Source organism: Arenibacter sp. F20364 (assembly GCF_023015905.1).
Taxonomy (GTDB): domain Bacteria; phylum Bacteroidota; class Bacteroidia; order Flavobacteriales; family Flavobacteriaceae; genus Arenibacter.
Genome location: NZ_JALKBD010000025.1, coordinates 60,783 through 79,193, shown reverse-complemented (window position 1 = coordinate 79,193; position 18,411 = coordinate 60,783). Strand labels below are relative to the sequence as shown.

Annotated in this window: 14 protein-coding genes; 2 read left to right on the top strand and 12 right to left on the bottom strand. The window is 38.0% G+C overall.

Annotation, left to right across the window (positions count from 1 at the left end; translation table 11 throughout):
* Positions 1-218: 218 nt before the first annotated feature.
* Together MWU84_RS17930 and MWU84_RS17925 are read right to left on the bottom strand one after the other, a co-directional pair.
* A complete protein-coding gene (locus MWU84_RS17930) occupies positions 219-1,085 on the bottom strand; it encodes an AraC family transcriptional regulator (RefSeq protein ID WP_246904283.1) in 867 nt (288 codons plus the stop codon).
* A gap of 29 nt (positions 1,086-1,114) precedes the next feature.
* Complete coding sequence (locus MWU84_RS17925) at positions 1,115-1,978, bottom strand: AraC family transcriptional regulator (protein ID WP_246904281.1); 864 nt, start codon at positions 1,976-1,978, stop codon at positions 1,115-1,117.
* 179 nt (positions 1,979-2,157) lie between these two features.
* Between MWU84_RS17925 and MWU84_RS17920 the strand changes: the two genes are divergently transcribed.
* Together MWU84_RS17920 and MWU84_RS17915 are read left to right on the top strand one after the other, a co-directional pair.
* A complete protein-coding gene (locus MWU84_RS17920; protein WP_246904278.1) occupies positions 2,158-5,409 on the top strand; it encodes a PSD1 and planctomycete cytochrome C domain-containing protein in 3,252 nt (1,083 codons plus the stop codon).
* Between the two features lie 13 nt (positions 5,410-5,422).
* Entirely contained in the window at positions 5,423-6,931 is a 1,509-nt protein-coding gene (locus tag MWU84_RS17915; RefSeq protein ID WP_246904276.1) for a DUF1501 domain-containing protein, read from the top strand.
* Positions 6,932-7,028: 97 nt separating this feature from the next.
* On the opposite strand, the gene MWU84_RS17910 is transcribed toward MWU84_RS17915, so the two are convergent.
* The 10 genes from MWU84_RS17910 to MWU84_RS17865 form a co-directional block, all read right to left on the bottom strand.
* Complete coding sequence (locus MWU84_RS17910; RefSeq protein WP_246904274.1) at positions 7,029-7,229, bottom strand: hypothetical protein; 201 nt, start codon at positions 7,227-7,229, stop codon at positions 7,029-7,031.
* Between the two features lie 203 nt (positions 7,230-7,432).
* Positions 7,433-7,954 (bottom strand): 5'(3')-deoxyribonucleotidase, encoded by a 522-nt coding sequence (locus tag MWU84_RS17905; protein ID WP_246904271.1) that lies wholly within the window; start codon positions 7,952-7,954, stop codon positions 7,433-7,435.
* 195 nt (positions 7,955-8,149) lie between these two features.
* Positions 8,150-8,386, bottom strand: coding sequence for a DUF6095 family protein (locus tag MWU84_RS17900; RefSeq protein ID WP_246904268.1), 237 nt, complete (start codon positions 8,384-8,386; stop codon positions 8,150-8,152).
* Positions 8,387-8,422: 36 nt separating this feature from the next.
* On the bottom strand, positions 8,423-9,262 hold the full coding sequence (locus MWU84_RS17895) for a DUF4249 family protein (protein ID WP_246904267.1): 840 nt from the start codon (positions 9,260-9,262) through the stop codon (positions 8,423-8,425).
* Between the two features lie 4 nt (positions 9,263-9,266).
* The gene (locus MWU84_RS17890; protein WP_246904266.1) at positions 9,267-11,642 is read right to left on the bottom strand and encodes a TonB-dependent receptor; all 2,376 of its coding nucleotides are present in this window, start codon (positions 11,640-11,642) and stop codon (positions 9,267-9,269) included.
* 123 nt (positions 11,643-11,765) lie between these two features.
* Entirely contained in the window at positions 11,766-13,985 is a 2,220-nt protein-coding gene (locus tag MWU84_RS17885) for an NADP-dependent isocitrate dehydrogenase (protein ID WP_246904265.1), read from the bottom strand.
* A 689-nt stretch (positions 13,986-14,674) separates the two neighbouring features.
* Positions 14,675-15,025, bottom strand: a complete 351-nt coding sequence (gene rplS, locus MWU84_RS17880; RefSeq protein WP_031444555.1) for a 50S ribosomal protein L19 — start codon at positions 15,023-15,025, stop codon at positions 14,675-14,677.
* 246 nt (positions 15,026-15,271) lie between these two features.
* Positions 15,272-15,949: a tRNA (guanosine(37)-N1)-methyltransferase TrmD gene (trmD, locus tag MWU84_RS17875; RefSeq protein WP_246904263.1), complete on the bottom strand. Its 678-nt coding sequence runs from the start codon at positions 15,947-15,949 to the stop codon at positions 15,272-15,274.
* Between the two features lie 172 nt (positions 15,950-16,121).
* Positions 16,122-16,742, bottom strand: coding sequence for a tRNA (guanine-N1)-methyltransferase (locus MWU84_RS17870; RefSeq protein ID WP_246904261.1), 621 nt, complete (start codon positions 16,740-16,742; stop codon positions 16,122-16,124).
* 143 nt (positions 16,743-16,885) lie between these two features.
* The gene (locus MWU84_RS17865) at positions 16,886-18,334 is read right to left on the bottom strand and encodes a glyceraldehyde-3-phosphate dehydrogenase (RefSeq protein ID WP_246904259.1); all 1,449 of its coding nucleotides are present in this window, start codon (positions 18,332-18,334) and stop codon (positions 16,886-16,888) included.
* Between the last annotated feature and the right edge of the window lie 77 nt (positions 18,335-18,411).

The following is an 18,411-nucleotide window of genomic DNA, read 5'->3' as shown; positions in this document are numbered from 1 at the left end:
CCTTCGTACGGCACTTCAAAACCGGGTGACTTTGCGCAGCGCGTACATTATTTGCGCATCTTCAAATCAATCAATTGTCAAATTTCCAAATTAAATAATGGCTACATTGACCAATTGTTACATTAATTAATTGGTACATTTTCAAATAGATTAATTGATAAAAGGTAATTGTTGAACCAATTACAATGATGCCTTTAAACCGAATTGTAGCAAACGGTCTACATATTTAACTGCTCTTTTCGGTAAAGTTGTGGTGATTTTCCAGTAAATCTTTTGAATATTTTTGAAAAATAGGAAACATTCTCTAAACCTACTTTTTCTGAAATCTGTAGCAAGGAATCGGATGTTGTAAAAAGTAAAAGCTGGGCTCGCTCAATGCGCTTCATTTGAATGTATTTAATAGGACGCATACCAATTTTTTGATTAAAACTTCGTGAAAAATGGTCGTTACTTAAATGGCAATATTTTGCCAAATCCTCTATTTTTAAGCTAGTATGAAGGTTTTGTAAAATGTATATAACAACTTTGTCTAATTTACCTTGGGTCATATGTTGCTCATGTGGAGTATTTTTCTTTAAAAATCTTGCCAATAGAATTAGTAAAATTCCATGATTCTCAAGATAGTGTTTAGTAGGTAAAGCTTCATTTTTCTTATCGTATTGTTCCAAAATAGGTTGTTGGTCATATACTTCGGGGTTATTGTTAATAAGCGTCCTGTTAGGGTTCAAGTCCAATAGTCTTTTAAAATATTTTAAATCGTTATCGGTAGCCTTAATTTCGTAGTTAAAGTGTTGCAGACTGTAAATAGATAATTGGTTTCCAATAGTCTCTAGAAAGCTGATATAATACTGCTGGTGGTGTTCATTACATTTATACCTGCTATAGGTATAACTAGGTATTAAATACATATGCCCAGGGCGTAAAATAAACACCCTGTTGTTATGATAAACTTTGGCTGTACCTGAGGTAATATAGTACATCCGGGAAAATGGGCTAATGACATTGTCGAAATCCCATTTGTTATCGAGTGAATCAAACCCTATGTTCAATAAGCTTAACTTTAATGCCTGTAGATATTCTTGCATAATTACTCGATTACAGTGTGAATGCCATTTTAGGAGTTTAGTTGTTTTTTTCTGAATTTGGCAGGTGATTTGCCCGTAATTCTTTTAAATACTCTTGAAAAGTAGGACATATTTTTCATTCCCACACTTTCAGCAATTTGTTCCAAGGTATCATTTGTGGTAAGTAATAATAATTGTGCCCTTTCAATTCGCTTTTGTTGAATATACTTGTTTGGTCTCATGCCAAATTTATGTTTAAATGCTCTCGAGAAATAGTCTATATTTAGGGAACAATGGTGGGCCATCTTGGCTACAGTTAAATCCCCGTGTAAGTTTTGTACTAAATAATTCAAAATTTTGTTAAAGTCTCCCTGGTTTCCTTGTTGTTGTTCGGAAGTGCCGGAGTCCCTGATAAACTTGGAAAGTAGTATAGATATTATGCCCTTTGTTTCCAAATAATGTCCGGCGTCTATCTCATTGTCCCTTTTGTTGAAATTGCGCAATGCTGGTCTATTAACGGAAACCTTTGGATCACTATTTTTAACAGCCAAATTAGGAAACAGGACCAAAAGCCTTTTGAAGTGGTTTAGGTCGGTTTCGGTTGCCTTAACTTCATATATGAATTTTTTTTGGCTGTAAATAGATAAACCATGCTCTATTTCCTCAAAGAATCCAATATAGTATTGTTCATGATAAAGGTCACATTTATACTTGTTATAGGTATAACTAGGGATTAAGTACATATGCCCCGGTTTTAAATCAAATGCCTGATTTGTATGATAGGCTTCAGCTTTTCCAGTGGTCACATAGAATAGCCTTGTAAACGGACTAATGACATTTTCATAGTTCCATTTCTTATCTAATTTGGCATGTCCTACATGTAATATGTTAATCTTTAGGGATTCACAAGTCACATTCATAGATATTAAAACATTATAAAGATAGGGTTGTAATTTTGTAAAACTGGTTTAAAGGGGCTTTACCTGTTATAAATTTACTATAAAAGTCGGAAATGTACATTTTATCGTCTGATTGGCATGAAGATTAATTTACCTTATCCTTTAAATTTGTACATATAGTAACTTTAATGGGTATGGTCAGAAGTATAAAATTTTTTCTCTATGTGTTTGGCATTTTCTTGGCTTGGGCTTGTGGAGGACCTAGTCTTCCAGAAGACGTGGCAATGGCATATTCCGAACTTCCAGAAAAAATAGACTTCAACTTACATGTTAAACCCATTTTGTCCGATAAATGTTTTATTTGCCATGGCCCTGATAAAGCCAAGGTAAAAGCAGATTTACAATTGCACTTACCAGAACTGGCATATTCCGAGTTAAAGGAATCTCCAGGTAAGTTTGCCATAAAACCAGGAAATCTTAAAAAAAGCGAAACCTTCTATCGCATCATTTCAGAGGACCCCAATTACGTTATGCCAGAGCCGGATTCTCATCTCACTTTAACTGACTATGAGAAGGCCCTATTGATTAAATGGATTGAGGACGGCGCCGAATATAGGGATCATTGGGCTTTTTTGCCACCAAAAGGACAAGGGATTCCTAAAATAAAGCATTCGGATTTGGCGGTAAATGCAATCGACAATTTTGTAATTAGAAAAATTGAGGACCAAAATATTAAACCTTCGGAAAGGGCAGATAAAGAAACTTTGTTGCGCCGTGTTTCTTTTGATTTAATAGGGCTACCGCCAACTCTGGAAGAAATTAACGCTTTTGTACACGACTCGGATTCCAATGCATTTGAGAAACAAGTGGATCGACTTTTGGCCTCCGAACATTATGGAGAACAAAGAACATTGGACTGGATGGATCTGGCGAGATATGCCGATACACACGGTTACAGTGTAGACAGATTTCGAGATGTATCCATATGGCGCGATTGGGTAATCAAGAGTTTTAATGAAAATATGCCATATGATCAATTTCTAACTTGGCAATTAGCAGGGGATATGTTGCCAAATGCTACCAAGGAACAAATTTTGGCAACAACTTTTAACAGATTACATCCTCAGAACTTGGAAGGAGGTATAATAGATGAAGAATTTCGGTCAGAATATGTTTCAGATAGGGCCAATGTAGTGGGTGAAGGTCTTTTGGGCCTGACTGTAGCCTGCGCCAAATGTCACGACCATAAATACGACCCCATTTCCCAGAAGAACTATTATGAAATGTACAGTTTCTTTAATAATGTGAATGAAACTGGATTGATTCCTTGGGATATGGCAACACCTGTGCCTACCTTAATGTTGCCAACAGAAGAACAGGAACAACTCCTAACCTATCTGGAAACATTGGTTGATGAGAAGGGTAAAGAGATCAAAAGTATAATAAGGACAGAATCACAGAAAGCCAAAGATTGGATTTTGAATGAGGGCTACAAAGACATTTCCATAAGCAGCAAACCATCTGGCCTAGTGGCTGATCTGGATTTTAATCAAAAAAAATTATTCAATAAAGTATCTTATATAGGACAACAAAATATTAGAATGCGTCAGCAGTTTGCGGACAATCAAAAAACTATTTTCCAAGAAGGTTTTAATGGATATGGTCTATCCATGGATGGGGATACATGGCTGGATCTGGATAAATTGGGAATATTCAAAAGAAGCGATGCCTTTAGTGTAGGAATACAGGTTTATGTGCCTAAAGAGCTTGAGAAGGGCGTTATTTTTCATAAAATGCAAGGGCCGGAACTGCATAGTTATAGAGGTTATCATGTTATGATAAAGGATAACAAATTGGAAGTATTATTGGCACATGTTTGGCCGGAAAATGCAATTGCCAAACATTCCTTAAAGGATATTCCTAGAAACGAATGGGTACAACTTACTATGACATACGATGGATCCAGTAAGGCTGAAGGTTTGCATTTATATTTAAACGGTAATAAGTTGGATATGGAAGTGGTGGTGGATAACTTATATAAAGATATCATTTTTAATAATTTAACAGATGTGATATATGATGGGCCAATAGAACCAGGATTAAGGGTTGGGGCTATCTGGAGAGGTAAAGGCATAGGCGGTGGTAAGATAGATGATTTGTTGGTTTTTGACAGGGAACTATCGGAAGTGGAAGTTTTACAAATTGCCGATCCAGAAACACTCAAATCAATTATTGCCAAGTCCAAAAGTGGATTGTCCAAGGAGGAAAGGCAAAGCTTGGAAAGTTATTATTTGGCCACAAATTCTATTAAGTATAAAGAATCGTTGAAAGCATTGGAAAAAGCTAGGGAAGTTTATGTGGATTCAACGGAGGTTATAGATGAAATAATGGTCATGAAGGAAATGGCGAAACCAAGACAGGCGTATATTTTGGAGCGTGGGCAATATGATGTATATGGTGAGGCCGTGTTTCCAAATACCCCGGAAAGTATTTTTCCTTATCCCGATAGCTTGCCAAAGAATAGATTGGGACTGGCCAAATGGCTAACGGATGATAGAAATCCTTTGACAGCTAGGGTAGCCGTCAACAGATATTGGCAACATATTTTTGGAAAAGGGATTGTTAGGACCTCTGAGGATTTTGGTAATCAGGGCGAGCTGCCAAGTCATCCTGAATTATTGGATTGGTTGGCATTGGAATTTATTAAGTCTGGTTGGGATGTCAAAGCCCTTCATAAATTAATGGTGATGTCCTATACTTATCAGCAATCCTCTAAGCCCACTACGGAATTAATGGAATTTGATAAGGCCAACCGCTTATTGGCTAGAGGACCATCCAAACGCCTAACCGGCGAAATGTTGCGGAATAATGCCCTGATGGGGTCTGGATTATTGAACAGAAAAATTGGAGGCAAAAGCGTTAAGCCGTATCAGCCTGAAGGATTATGGAAAGTAAATGGAGCAGCCTATGAAGAAGATAAAGGGGAGAAATTATACCGAAGGAGTATGTATACCATATGGAAGCGATCAGTGCCGCATCCTACCTTAGCTACTTTTGACGCGCCTGAGCGTTCCTTTTGTACTGTTCGAAGACAAGAAACCAATACGCCCCTACAGGCATTGGTGCTGCTTAACGACCCTACTTATATTGAAGCTGCCAGGGTTATGGGGAAAAACATGCTTGGAGAGGAAAATATAAGTTTGGCCATTGCCAAAACCTTCAGGAAGTTAACAGGTCGTACCATAAAGGATAAGGAATTGTCTATTTTGGTGGAAATGCAACAACAGGAATATATGGCGCTACAGGAAAATAGATCAAAGGTTAAGGGGTGGTTAAATACAGGTGAATTTCGCATAGCTTCTACTGATGATGCAGCACTTGTGGCAGCAAATGCCATTATTGCAAGTACAATTATGAATTCTGACGCGACTATCACCAAAAGATAAAAACAAACATATTATGTGTAACCATCATGATATTTTAAGTTCTAATAATAAGGATTTACAACAGCTGGAAAAGCAGGCTAGCCGAAGGGATTTTTTAACCAAAACCTCCTTGGGCCTTGGAGCGTTGGCACTTGGTTCCCTTTTGGGGACAGAAAAGGCCTGGGGTAATATCAAGGGATCAAGCCCCAAAGCTATTTTGGATTCCTATAATAGGAATAGACTGGGATTGCCACATCACTTGCCCAAAGCAAAGCGTATTGTGTATTTGTTTCAGAGTGGGGGACCGTCTCAGATGGATTTGTTCGATTACAAGCCTAAATTGGCAGATTTGTTCGGGAAAGACTTGCCCCCCTCAATTAGAAAAGGTCAACGTCTTACCGGTATGAGTGCCGACCAAACGGTGTTTCCTATAGCCCCATCCATTTTTAAGTTTAAACAGTATGGGGAGTCACGGGCCTGGGTGAGCGAAATGATGCCGTATTTGTCCGAAGTCGTAGATGATCTCTGTTTTATAAAATCCATGCAAACAGATGCTATAAACCACGATCCAGCCATTACTTTTTTGCAGACAGGGAATCAGCTTCCGGGCAGGCCGTCCATTGGGTCTTGGCTAAGCTATGGTTTAGGATCCGATAATGATAACTTACCAACCTTTATCACCTTTATTTCGAAAAACGGCAAGGGCCAACCTTTGTATTCACGTCTTTGGGGCAATGGTTTTTTACCTACAGAGCATCAAGGTGTTCAATTCCGTTCAGGAAAAGATCCTGTATTGTATTTAAATGATCCAGAGAATTATGATGGGACGGATAGAAGACGTATGTTGGATTATTTGGGAAAATTAAATGGGGTTCAACAAGATGCTTATGGCGATCCGGAAATCAATGCACGTATGACACAGTACGAAATGGCATTCCGCATGCAAACCTCGGTGCCGGAAGTAACCGATCTATCCGATGAACCCGATTATATTTTTGATATGTATGGCCAGGACAGTAGAGATCCCGGAACATACGCAGCCAATTGTTTAATGGCAAGAAAATTACTGGAGAAAGATGTTAAGTTTGTGCAGCTATACCATCAGGGCTGGGATCAGCATATTGGCTGTCCGGGAGGTGTTAAGAGTCAAAGTAAAAAAACCGATCAAGCCAACGCTGCACTTTTAAAAGATCTTAAGCAAAGGGGGATGCTGGAGGATACTTTGGTAGTCTGGGGAGGTGAGTTTGGACGTACCGTTTATTCCCAGGGTCAGTTGACCGAGAAAAATTATGGACGGGATCATCATCCAAAGGCCTTTACCATGTGGATGGCCGGAGCAGGTGTTAAACCAGGCTTTACATATGGAGAGACCGATGATTTTAGTTATAATGTGGTAAAAGATCCAGTGCATGTGCACGACTTTCATGCCACTTTATTGCATTTGTTCGGCATTGATCATGAACGGTTAATTTTTAAACATCAGGGTAGGCGATTCAGATTAACCGATGTGCACGGTAACGTAGTCAAAGATTTACTTTCTTAGAGTATCGGAATCAAGGTAAATTTAATGACATGGAGAATAGAAGAAGCTTTTTAAAAAATCTTCTTTGGCTGGAGTAGCAATCTCTTCTGCACTGGCCTTAGGGTTTAATGGATTTAAAAAAACATCTCCTTTTGATGTTGTTTTGGGACATGGAAATTAGAAATAGAATTAGGTTGATAGTTGGGCACCAATAGGCCTTTTTACGCATAGAATCCAATTTGGGCAAGCCTGTGGCATGGTCAATTCCCCTATCCGTTTTCGCTGTGCCCCACTGGCGGAATAGAGTACTACCGGACATTCATAAATTTTAGAATTGTTGCATTTCCAAATTAAAAAATAGATACATTGCTACACTGAACAAATAGTACATTGTAGCAGCATCTTAAAAATCAACTCATCTTCAAATTGCCTAATTGACCAATTGGTACACTAGTACATTGAATAATTGGTACATTTCAAAATTGAACAATTGATACAGGAAATAAATTGACCCTTGGGTTATTACAGCAATAAACGCGCAACCTCCAACCAATCGTTGGCACGTTCATATCCTGTGGTATGTACATTGTGTGGAGAGGTAAACAGTATTTTTCTTCCCTTAAAATGTTCCAGATTATAACTGCGGTCATCTATTAAAATATCTCCATATAAAATATGCTTGCTACCGCAAAGAATTCGATTTCTCCAATGAATAAACGGATAGTGCTCATCCAACCAGTCGCTTTTCTCACGTAAAGAATTGGGGTATTCCATGGCTGCAGAGGCTACATATAGATCATATTTAGAGGATAGTTCCTTTAAAACTTCCTTGCTGTCCTTGATGGGTTCAAGAGAGCGAAAGAAACCCTCTGTCCTAGCGTGGTTCCTTACACTGGATTGCCGATCTTCTGGAACACATTGCCAAACCTCACGTCCCATGCAATCCATTTCCGTAAGGTTTTCATTAAATTCAGCATTGTAAAGTGTTATATGCGCTTTGAAAGCATCTGCAAACACCTCGTCCATATCAACAAATAAAGTCATTCAATAAAAATTTAAATACGAAAATAATGATTTTTCCCTGAAGGGCGGAACGATTAATTTCAGGAATTAATTAGATAACGCAAAGATTACATGGGATTAAGTAGTGAAAGGAATTTGTTTGGGATTTAAAATGAAATACGGTAAAACCAAACAAAATTATTGCTTTCAGGGTTTGTTATAATTATTCAAGAAAGGTTAACCCTGCTTCTTATCCTTATTAAACAGGGCATCCATTATTAATTTAATACTATAGAAACCTAGACTAATGGCTCCAATGGCCAATATCAGGCCAATAATCAAGACCGGCCAATATAGTGGGTGCCCCTCATTTTTAAAGGCCTGATATATTACAATGGGCGCCGTAAACATTAGGGCAATAGTATATGCAATATATTTTAGGCCTTTTAATAACAGTACTTTATTAGTTCTCATAGGTTTTATCTTGGAGACAGTCCAATATTGAATTAATTATTTATTTATCAATAATGTGTCTGAAAAAGTTTGACATACCGCAAAATAACCCAAGGCAAAATTACCGTTGGTCGCATTATTGCCTACAGTGTCATTTTCGTTGGTTATATTAATAATATTTCCTTTTACCGTGGTGGCGGGGGTACTAAAGGGGCCGGTATCAGGTCCACTTTGAGAAATCAATTGATTCATATAATTAAATAAATCCTTATCTATTCCTAAAAGACTTATGGTCACCATTCTTTGATCCTCCAATTTACTATCGTAAAAAAATGAAAACTGGAATCGCTGTCCTTGATAAAATTCATCTTCGGAGACTAAATATTCCCCAAAATCAAAATCGAACAAATAAAAATCATCCCTTTCCCCATCATCCGTGAAGGTAACAATTACTTCCGTTTCATCATCACCAAAAAGGGTAGTTGTTCCTTGCTCCAGTGAATCCAAGGGAACGGCTGGGACATATTTGGTCTGGGCCAAATAGTCTTGGCCATTATGACTAACTCGAAGTTCTAAATCCCCTTGGGTCAATTCTTCCACTTCCCATTCTTTTTCATAGACGCCCGTACCCGGAATAGATTCTGTTAAGGTTATTACAGACCCAGAAACTGTATTTCTAAGGGTTATTTCCTCCAGTTGGGCAGCTTGTACCTCTTCAAAAAAGGAACTTGTTAGACTGGCCTTTATTTGGACCAAAACCGATGGGTTGTCCACATCGTCCAATCTGATCAAGGCATCAATAACCAATCTAGGTTCTTCTGTAGGAAGTTCTACTTCAATTACATCCTGACAGCCTAAGGTTATAAAACACGAGATTAAAACTATAATTTTTTTCATTTCCTTAGAATTTGATGTTATAAGTGGCGGCGGGTACCAAACCAAATATTGAGGTCCGCACCGCTTCATTCACCCCAGTGTCCCCATTGCGATTGAAATTGATTGAGGCAGCATTTCTTCTATTGTATAGGTTATAAATGCTAAATACCCATTCGGCTTTTAGTTTTCTATCCTTATTTTTTCGAGGGGTAAGTGTGGCCGAAACATCTATTCTGTGATAAGCTGGCAATCGCTGTTTATTTCTTAGACCATAATAGGGTACCGCTAAATTTTGGAATTCAAATTGGCCAATGGGATAATTTGTAGGCTGGCCGGTCTGGAATACAAAATTGCTGTTAAAGCTCCACTTTTCATTTAATTCGAAATTTGCAAAGACGGAAACGTCATGGGTCTTATCATAGGGAGTGTTGTACCAATTTCCTGAATTAATACCTGTTTCCGTAGCATTTCTACCCGGGGTTCTTTGTTCCGACTTGGAGATGGTATAAGCCAGCCAACCTTGAAATTTATCCTGGTTTTTTCTTAAGAGTAACTCAAATCCATATGCCCTGGCTTTTCCGTTCAGGATTACCTGCTCTATGGCATCATTGGCAATTAAATTGGCACCGTCTATATAATCGATTCGGTTTTGGATGTCCTTATAAAAAACTTCGGTTTCCAAAGAATAATCTCCATCATTTATATTCTTGAAATATCCCAATGCATATTGATCCAATAATTGTGGTTTTACAAAGGGACCACTTGGGGTCCAAACATCGAGTGGGGTGGGGGAGCTCGTATTTGAAAGCAGGTGGAGATATTGGGACAATCTGGTGTAGCTTGCTTTTACAGAATTATTTGGGTCAAGTGTATAGGCTAGAGCCAAACGGGGTTCAAAATTTGTATAGGTTGCGAGTTGTTCGCTGCGTTTAGGGTTTATAACGTCTATTGGGTCCGCCTCCTTGTATATCTGTAGATCGGGATCAAAACTTACCGGATGGTCATTTTCATATACATTTAATTCATCCTGTCCCAAACGTATGAAATTACTTAGGCGTAACCCATATTCCAAACTAAGTTTTTCCGTAATGTTCTGTTCAACATCCACATAAACTGCAAATTCATTGGCGTATTTTTGGATCAACTGATTTTCAATTATACCTGATTCCGAATCACTGGGTTCTATCTTGCCTGGATTAAAGCGGTAATAAATATTATTGATGCCATAGTTAATTTGAAAATTATTGCTCAAATAGTGCTTAAAATCGTATTTAAGATTAAAATTTTGAATACCGGAATTCCATTTAAAGCCAACGAAATCCAGTTTTAGACCATAGTAATAATCAGAGTATATCAAGGATAAGTTGGAGAATAATTTGTCCGAAAACAAATGGTTCCAACGGAAATTAAAAACCGTATTACCGTAGGTGTTGACAAAGCTTTCACTTATGGAAAAAACATCCCTTCCAAAATATCCTGAGACAAAAATATTATTGTTTTCATTTAATTTATAGTTCAACTTGGTGTTTAAATCATAGAAATAGGCGGTGTTATCTATGTCGAAAAGTGGCAGGAACAAATGTGCATAGGAGGCCCTTCCACCAATAAGAAATGCGGACTTGTCCTTAATAATTGGTCCTTCTACCAACAGCCTGCTGGCAACGGCACCAATACCGCCATTAACTTTTAGTGCCTTGCTGTTCCCTTCTTTTTGAAAAATCTCCAGAACAGAGGAAACCCTGCCCCCGTAGCGGGAGGGGATACCGCCCTTGAATAATTTTACGTCCTTTATGGCATCTGGGTTAAAAACGGAGAAGAAACCAAATAGGTGGGAGGAATTAAAAATGGTTGCCTCGTCCAGCAGTATAAGGTTTTGGTCCACGGCACCTCCCCTAACATTAAATCCAGATGCTCCTTCCCCAGCATTGCTTACTCCCGGTAAAAGGAGAATGGATTTTATAATATCTGCCTCTCCTAGAATTACCGGTATTTTTTTTATGGTCTCTACAGAAAGGGTGTTAACGCTCATCTGAGGTTTGCGGATATTTAGTTTCTCTACATCATCGGTAACCACTACTTCGTCCAGTTGCTCCGCAACTTCAAGCAATTGAAAGTTTATTTTCTGATCGTAGGAGAGATCAATTGTTCGGAAAATATTTTGGTATCCCAATGAGCTTATGTGCAGCTCATAGCTTCCTTTGGGTAAGGTAATGGAATAGAAACCGTATTCATTGGTAACAACCCCTGTACTTAAAGCTGGCACAGCTACAGTGACTCCTATCAGTGATTCATTACTTGCTATTTCAGTTATTGTACCGCTTAAAGTGAATCGTTCCTGTGAAAATAGATTTATGGAAGATAATAATAGTAAATAAAACAGCAAACATATGTTTTTTCCCATTTATAGCATTTTTCATCTAAAAGTATCGATAATTTCTATGACGAAAAAAAAGTTTGCAATCTCTTAAAGTAAAAAGCCCTTTTCAATTGCTGAAAAGGGCTCTTTAATTAAGGAAATATTTGTTTATATAGTGTCCAAGATAGAATTAAATGTCGTGCTTGGTCTCATGGCTTCACTGATCAGCTTTGCATCTGGCAAATAATAGCCACCAATATTAATTGGAGCACCTTGAGCATCGTTTAATTGTTTTAAAATTTCATCCTTGCTATTGGAAAGTTTATCGGCAATAGGCGTAAAAGTAGTTTTAAGTGCCTGGTCCTTATTTTGTTGGGCCAGAGCATTTGCCCAATAAAGAGCTAGGTAAAAATGACTTCCCCTATTGTCCAGTTCACCAACTTTCCTTGATGGGGACTTGTCGTTTTCCAAGAATTGTTCTGTAGCCTTGTCCAAAGCATCGGCCAGAACAACAGCTTGTTTATTGTTGTTCTTGTCGCCAAAGAATTCTAAAGAAACACCAAGGGCCAAGAACTCTCCCAAAGAGTCCCATCTTAGGTGACCTTCGGATAAAAACTGTTCTACGTGTTTGGGGGCTGAGCCTCCTGCACCGGTTTCGAACAGTCCACCACCGCTCATAAGCGGTACAATGGACAACATTTTTGCACTGGTCCCAACTTCCAAAATAGGGAAAAGATCCGTTAAATAATCTCTTAGTACGTTACCGGATACAGATATGGTATCCTTTCCTTCTTTAAGTCTTTGCAGGGTAAATACCGTAGCTTTTTCCGGAGACATTATCCTAATGTCCAATCCCGAAGTATCATGGTCGGCCAAATAGGTATTTACTTTTTTGATCAATTCCATATCATGCGCCCTATTCTCATCCAACCAAAATATGGCGGGTACATTAGTGGCCCTAGCTCTGGTAACCGCAAGTTTAACCCAGTCCTGTATAGGGGCATCCTTTACTTGGCACATTCTCCAAATATCACCATCCTCTACATTGTGTTCTATCAAAACATTTCCGGATGTAGTATCTACAACGGAAACTTTTCCGTTATATTTAATCTCAAAAGTTTTGTCATGGGAACCGTATTCTTCCGCTTTTTGGGCCATTAATCCAATATTGGGTACAGTCCCCATGGTTGTAGGGTCAAAAGCACCATGTTTTTTACAGAAGTTTATGGTTTCGGTGTATATCCCTGCATAACTACTATCGGGGATTACTGCTTTTGTATCTTGGGCTTTTCCTTCGGCATTCCACATTTTTCCGGAATTGCGTATCATGGCCGGCATGGAAGCATCAATTATGATATCACTTGGTACGTGTAGGTTTGTGATACCCTTTTCTGAATTTACCATGGCTAGGGCCGGACCTTGCTCTATGGTATTTTCAATATCCGTTTCTATTTGTTCTCTTTCAGAATCTGGAAGACTCTTTATCTTATTAAGTAAGTTCTCTAGACCATCATTGGCATTGATACCAATTTTATCGAATGTTGCACTGTGCTTTTTAAAAACATCGGCAAAGAATACCTTTACCACATGGCCAAAAATAACAGGGTCCGAAACCTTCATCATCGTCGCTTTTAAATGCACGGAGAACAAAACCCCCTTTTCTTTGGAGTCTTTTACCTGCTCTTGTAGGAAGCTGACCAAAGCCTTTTTGCTCAATACAGTGGCATCGATTATTTCATCCTTTAAAAGTTTAAGATTTTCCTTTAAGGTAACCTTGGTACCGTCAGTTTTGGTTAGTACGATATTGACTGCAGTGGCATCTTTAAGAGTGACGGATAGTTCGTTGGACTTAAAATCGCCATGGCTCATTGTAGCTACATGAGTCTTGGAATCCGTACTCCATGCCCCCATGGAATGGGGATGCTTCTTGGCATAATTTTTTACAGCCCTTGGGGCTCTTCTATCGGAGTTACCTTCCCTAAGAACGGGATTTACGGCACTTCCTTTAATTTTGTCGTATCTGGATTTAATGTCTTCTTCGGTGTCGTTTTGAGGGTTTACCGGATAATTCGGAATATTATACCCTTTACTTTGTAATTCAGCAATAGCTTCGTTTAGCTGAGGAACGGAAGCACTAATATTTGGGAGTTTTATAATATTGGTTTCAGGCATTTTTGCCAATTCTCCCAATTCTACCAAATCATCAGAAATCTGCTGTTCCTCTTTCAAGTATTCAGGAAATACAGCAATTATTCTACCGGCCAGGGAAATATCCTTGAGTTGTATATCTATTCCAGCTGTTTTTGTAAATGCCTTGATAATTGGTAGAAATGATTGTGTTGCTAATGCAGGGGCTTCGTCTGTTTTGGTATATAAAATTTTTGGCATTATGATTTAGATTTTTAAGTTTAAGCGGAGCAAATATACAATTTTAAAAATGCCAAATAAACAGGGAAAGCCTTTAATATTACCTAAATGTCCAAGAGGAAAGAAGTAGCGGTAATATTCTTTAAATCGAAGTTGATATTATGGTAAAAATAAAAGCCATATCATTGTATAACTACCTTGATATGGCTTTCTAGAAATAGTTTACAAACTTGTTGTTCTGTTTTTTAACAAAACGGCAACCATTGATTGCATTTGCGTCGCTATTTCAACGTTTGAAACATTTTATGCCCAATAATAAAACCAAGCAACAAAGATGTTTCTCCCCAATGTTTAAATATTTGGTATTCTTAATGTACAACCTAGATCTTACATTAACAATATCACAATACTCTCAAATCTATTAACCTACATGAGCAAATTAATAGCAGAATGCAATGTACAATGTAATACACTATACAAGGACAAATAACAATGGGATAAAGAACGTAAACTTTATGTGACATTCATTAATCCGTGTAACGAATTACCAGCCACATTTTAAATGTAGGTAAATTTTATTTAATAAGCAAGTTTTGTAACGAATTTATTATCAACATATTATGAACTATCGTTTTAAACAAATGTTCATAAATAAAAAAAGCATCCTTGGGTATCCAAGGATGCTTTTTTCTAATTCTATTTGCCGAGTATTAAGAACGAACCTCTTTAATTCTCGCCTTTTTACCTGTAAGACCTCTAAAGTAGAAGATACGTGATCTTCTGACCTTACCTTTTTTGTTGACCTCTATTTTTTGCAAAGCTGGCATATTGATAGGGAATATACGCTCTACACCAACAGTACCGGACATTTTACGGATTGTAAATGTTTCGGTTGCCCCTGTTCCTCTTCTTTGAATAACAACACCTTTAAAAAACTGTGTTCTTGTTTTTTCACCTTCCTTAATTTCATAGTACACTGTAATAGTGTCCCCTGCTGAGAAATTTGGAAAATCTTTTTTAGGAATAAATTCGTTTTCTACAAATTTTAATAACTCTTCCATCGCTTTTTATTATTATTTACTTAAACCAACTTTCACGATTATCGTCAGAGGTTGATTTAATGGAGTGCAAAATTAATCTAATATTTATAATTTACAAGTGATTGGGCGATTTTTATCATTGTTATCCATGAAAAAATCGACCTAATTCATTTTGTTCTTTTATTCCTGATCCATTGGAATCCATTGCCTTGGAGGATAGGCATCATTTTCTTGGGATTTTGTTCCATAGGAAAATCGGTGCCTAAGCTAATCCTCAAGTAGGTCTGGACGAAGCTGTTCGGTTCTTTTGTACGCCTGATCCTCCCGCCATGTCTCTATTTCCGGAAAGTTTCCGCCCAATAGGATATCCGGTACTTTATGGCCCTTGTAATCGGCGGGTCTGGTATAGACGGGAGGGGCAAGTAAGTTATCCTGAAACGTGTCCGTAAGCGCAGAGGTTTCATTGTTCAATACGCCCGGAATTAATCGTATAACCGTATCACAGAGCACGGCTGCCCCCAATTCTCCTCCAGATAGGACATAATCACCTATAGATATCTCCTTGGTGACAAATAGGTCCCGGACGCGTTGGTCAACGCCCTTGTAGTGGCCACAAAGAATGATTACATTATTTAATAAAGACAACCCATTGGCGATCTTCTGATTCAGGGTTTTTCCATCCGGGGTCATATAAATTACTTCATCGTACTCGCGTTGACTTTTCAATGTGGAAATACATTTGTCAATAGGCTCTATCATTAGGACCATACCTGCACCGCCCCCAAACTGATAATCATCAACCTGATTGTAACTTTTGTCCGTATAATCCCTTAAGTTGTGTATATGGACTTCGACAATTCCTTTATCTATTGCCCGTTTCAAGATTGATGCTTCAAAAGGACTTTTAAGGATGTCTGGAACTACTGTAATTATATCTATTCGCATGGGTGAAATCAATAAGAATTAATGTTTTTTACAGGGAGGGATCAAAAGTAGTAAAATTAGACGCAATCCTTTGTAATATTTTGTTTTTGCCCATAAAGAGCAAAAGGAAAAAGCCCCTAAAAAGGAGCTTTTAAAATTCCATCCGTAAAAAATCCAAACGGTTCTTTAAAATTTATTTGGACTTTTTGTGCTTATTGATCTCGTCCTGCAGCTGTCTACTAATTTTTTGTTCCCTTTCCAACGCCCTTCTTCTGTGATCTTCATATTCGGTTTCCACTTCCGCTAGGGTCGATTTGGCTTCTTGGGTAAGAATATTGCTATTTCTGAATTTATATATAAAAAATAATAAAAACAGCAATAAACCCGCAATTATGGTCCAAAGAATAAAATTGTAGGTGCTTTTGGCCACTAGGATACCTAGAAAAGACATACTATCCTTCTCTTCGGTTACCTCGGAAAGATTGTTGGTTGTCTCTTCCAGTTTTTTGTTCAGCGATTCTATTGTTTCAACATGTCCGGCAATGGTACCATTTAGTTCATTGACCTTTTTGTTGAAGGCATTAATGGAATCCAACACGTTTTGTCTCAGTTTCTCCAAGTTAAATTCTTTAACTACTTCGTATCTTACCCCATCAGCCCTGTAATTGCCAGATTTTTTGGAGATATATTCGAATTGGGAACTAATTGGGCCTTGGTCCAAGGAAAGTTTATCCTCCTCCTCGGATTCCTGAGCAAAGTGTAGGTTAAATGACAATAGAGCCATTACGATAAAGAGTAATTTCGAAATTTTCATTTATGTAATTCTTATTGTTAATAATGATTTAGAGAGGGCTAAAATACTTTAATATTCCCGTATTTTAAAAAAAAGGGATACAACGTAGCTTAACTAAATAGAATAACCCACTATTTCGTATATTATTATACATTGGGTGAATTTTAATAATAAGTGTACCTGCGTACCTTAGCGATGTATTTGGCAAGGCGAATTACTTGGTGGGAATATCCAAATTCATTATCATACCAAATGTATAGCACTAAGTTCTTGCCATCGTCCGACACTATGGTGGCCGTACTGTCATAAATTGAAGGGGCAGAAGTTCCTACAATGTCCGTAGATACCAGTTCATTACTAAGGGAAAACTTTATTTGTTCTACCAAATCGCCTTCCAAGGCATATTTTTTAACAATGGTATTCAACGCTTCCTTGGAAGTTTTGTTTTTTATCTCCAAATTCAAAATCGCCAAAGAGCCATTGGGGACAGGTACCCTTATGGCATTGGATGTCAGCTTGCCGATGAGTTGAGGAAGTGCCTTGGCCACTGCCTTTCCGGCACCAGTTTCCGTAATTACCATATTTAGGGCCGCAGCCCGGCCGCGTCTGTATTTTCCATGCATATTGTCCACTAAATTTTGATCGTTCGTATAGGCATGAATGGTTTCTATATGTCCTCTTTTTATTCCCAAAGAATCATTTACCACCTTTAATATAGGGGTTATAGCATTTGTTGTGCAAGAAGCAGCAGAAAATATTTTAATGATGTCTGGGTCAAATTCCATGTGGTTAACACCATGAACTACATTGGGAACCTCTTTGCCAGGGGCGGTAAGTAGCACTTGATCACTACCTTTGGATGCCAAGTGCCTACTTAGGGCCTCCTTGTCCCTGAAAGCTCCAGTATTATCTATTATGAGAGCGTTGGTAATCCCATATTGGGTATAATCTATGTCCTCCGGATTTCTGGCTTCAATAATGTGAACAGTGGTACCATTTATGGCCAATGCTTTGTTTTTATAGTCGATGTCCACTGTTCCCATAAATTGTCCGTGAACGGAATCTGTTCTTAGTAAATTAGCTCTCTTTTCCAGAATTTCAGGTGTAATGGTCCCGCGGATAACAATAGCTCTTAACCTTAACTGATTTCCCTTGCCCGTTTTTGCCATTAATTCCCTGGCCAATAATCTGCCAATTCTTCCGAAACCATATAACACAACATCCTTGGGTATAATCTCATTGCTGGTATTGGCGCTTCTTAGCTTATCCAGTACAAAAGCCTTCACATTGTTATAATTATTGTCGTCGGAATGATATTCATAGGTGAGTTTTCCGATATCCAATTTGGAAGGAGGTAGTTGAATATCATCTATAGTTCTCAATATTTCGACCGAATCGAATATTGATATAGGTTTTTGAACAAATTCGCCGGCATACTCATGTAGGTTTATAATGTCGCTAACGTTCTTATCTATTACCTGATTTTTAAAAAGAACAATTTCTATGGATTTATCATACCATAAATCACTTGCAATTTTAATGAACTCGGTGGTGGCCTTCCTTCTGTCCGCTTGAAAAGCCAATTCCTTTTCATATAGTTTAATAGCGCTCATAGGTTTATTTTGAATTATGGGGTTTTGGGCAAAATTATATATTTCAAACGTTTTCGTAAAAAATAATGGCATAAAAA

What these genes read in the sequence shown, in the direction of transcription:
- MWU84_RS17885 (WP_246904265.1), bottom strand. Translation starts at nt 13,985, where the DNA reads ATGCCAAAAATTTTATATACCAAAACAGACGAAGCCCCTGCATTAGCA.
- MWU84_RS17910 (WP_246904274.1), bottom strand. Translation starts at nt 7,229, where the DNA reads ATGTCCGGTAGTACTCTATTCCGCCAGTGGGGCACAGCGAAAACGGAT.
- MWU84_RS17890 (WP_246904266.1), bottom strand. Translation starts at nt 11,642, where the DNA reads ATGGGAAAAAACATATGTTTGCTGTTTTATTTACTATTATTATCTTCC.
- MWU84_RS17920 (WP_246904278.1), top strand. Translation starts at nt 2,158, where the DNA reads ATGGTCAGAAGTATAAAATTTTTTCTCTATGTGTTTGGCATTTTCTTG.
- MWU84_RS17915 (WP_246904276.1), top strand. Translation starts at nt 5,423, where the DNA reads ATGTGTAACCATCATGATATTTTAAGTTCTAATAATAAGGATTTACAA.
- MWU84_RS17870 (WP_246904261.1), bottom strand. Translation starts at nt 16,742, where the DNA reads ATGAAAATTTCGAAATTACTCTTTATCGTAATGGCTCTATTGTCATTT.
- rplS (WP_031444555.1), bottom strand. Translation starts at nt 15,025, where the DNA reads ATGGAAGAGTTATTAAAATTTGTAGAAAACGAATTTATTCCTAAAAAA.
- trmD (WP_246904263.1), bottom strand. Translation starts at nt 15,949, where the DNA reads ATGCGAATAGATATAATTACAGTAGTTCCAGACATCCTTAAAAGTCCT.
- MWU84_RS17905 (WP_246904271.1), bottom strand. Translation starts at nt 7,954, where the DNA reads ATGACTTTATTTGTTGATATGGACGAGGTGTTTGCAGATGCTTTCAAA.
- MWU84_RS17865 (WP_246904259.1), bottom strand. Translation starts at nt 18,334, where the DNA reads ATGAGCGCTATTAAACTATATGAAAAGGAATTGGCTTTTCAAGCGGAC.
- MWU84_RS17900 (WP_246904268.1), bottom strand. Translation starts at nt 8,386, where the DNA reads ATGAGAACTAATAAAGTACTGTTATTAAAAGGCCTAAAATATATTGCA.
- MWU84_RS17895 (WP_246904267.1), bottom strand. Translation starts at nt 9,262, where the DNA reads ATGAAAAAAATTATAGTTTTAATCTCGTGTTTTATAACCTTAGGCTGT.
- MWU84_RS17930 (WP_246904283.1), bottom strand. Translation starts at nt 1,085, where the DNA reads ATGCAAGAATATCTACAGGCATTAAAGTTAAGCTTATTGAACATAGGG.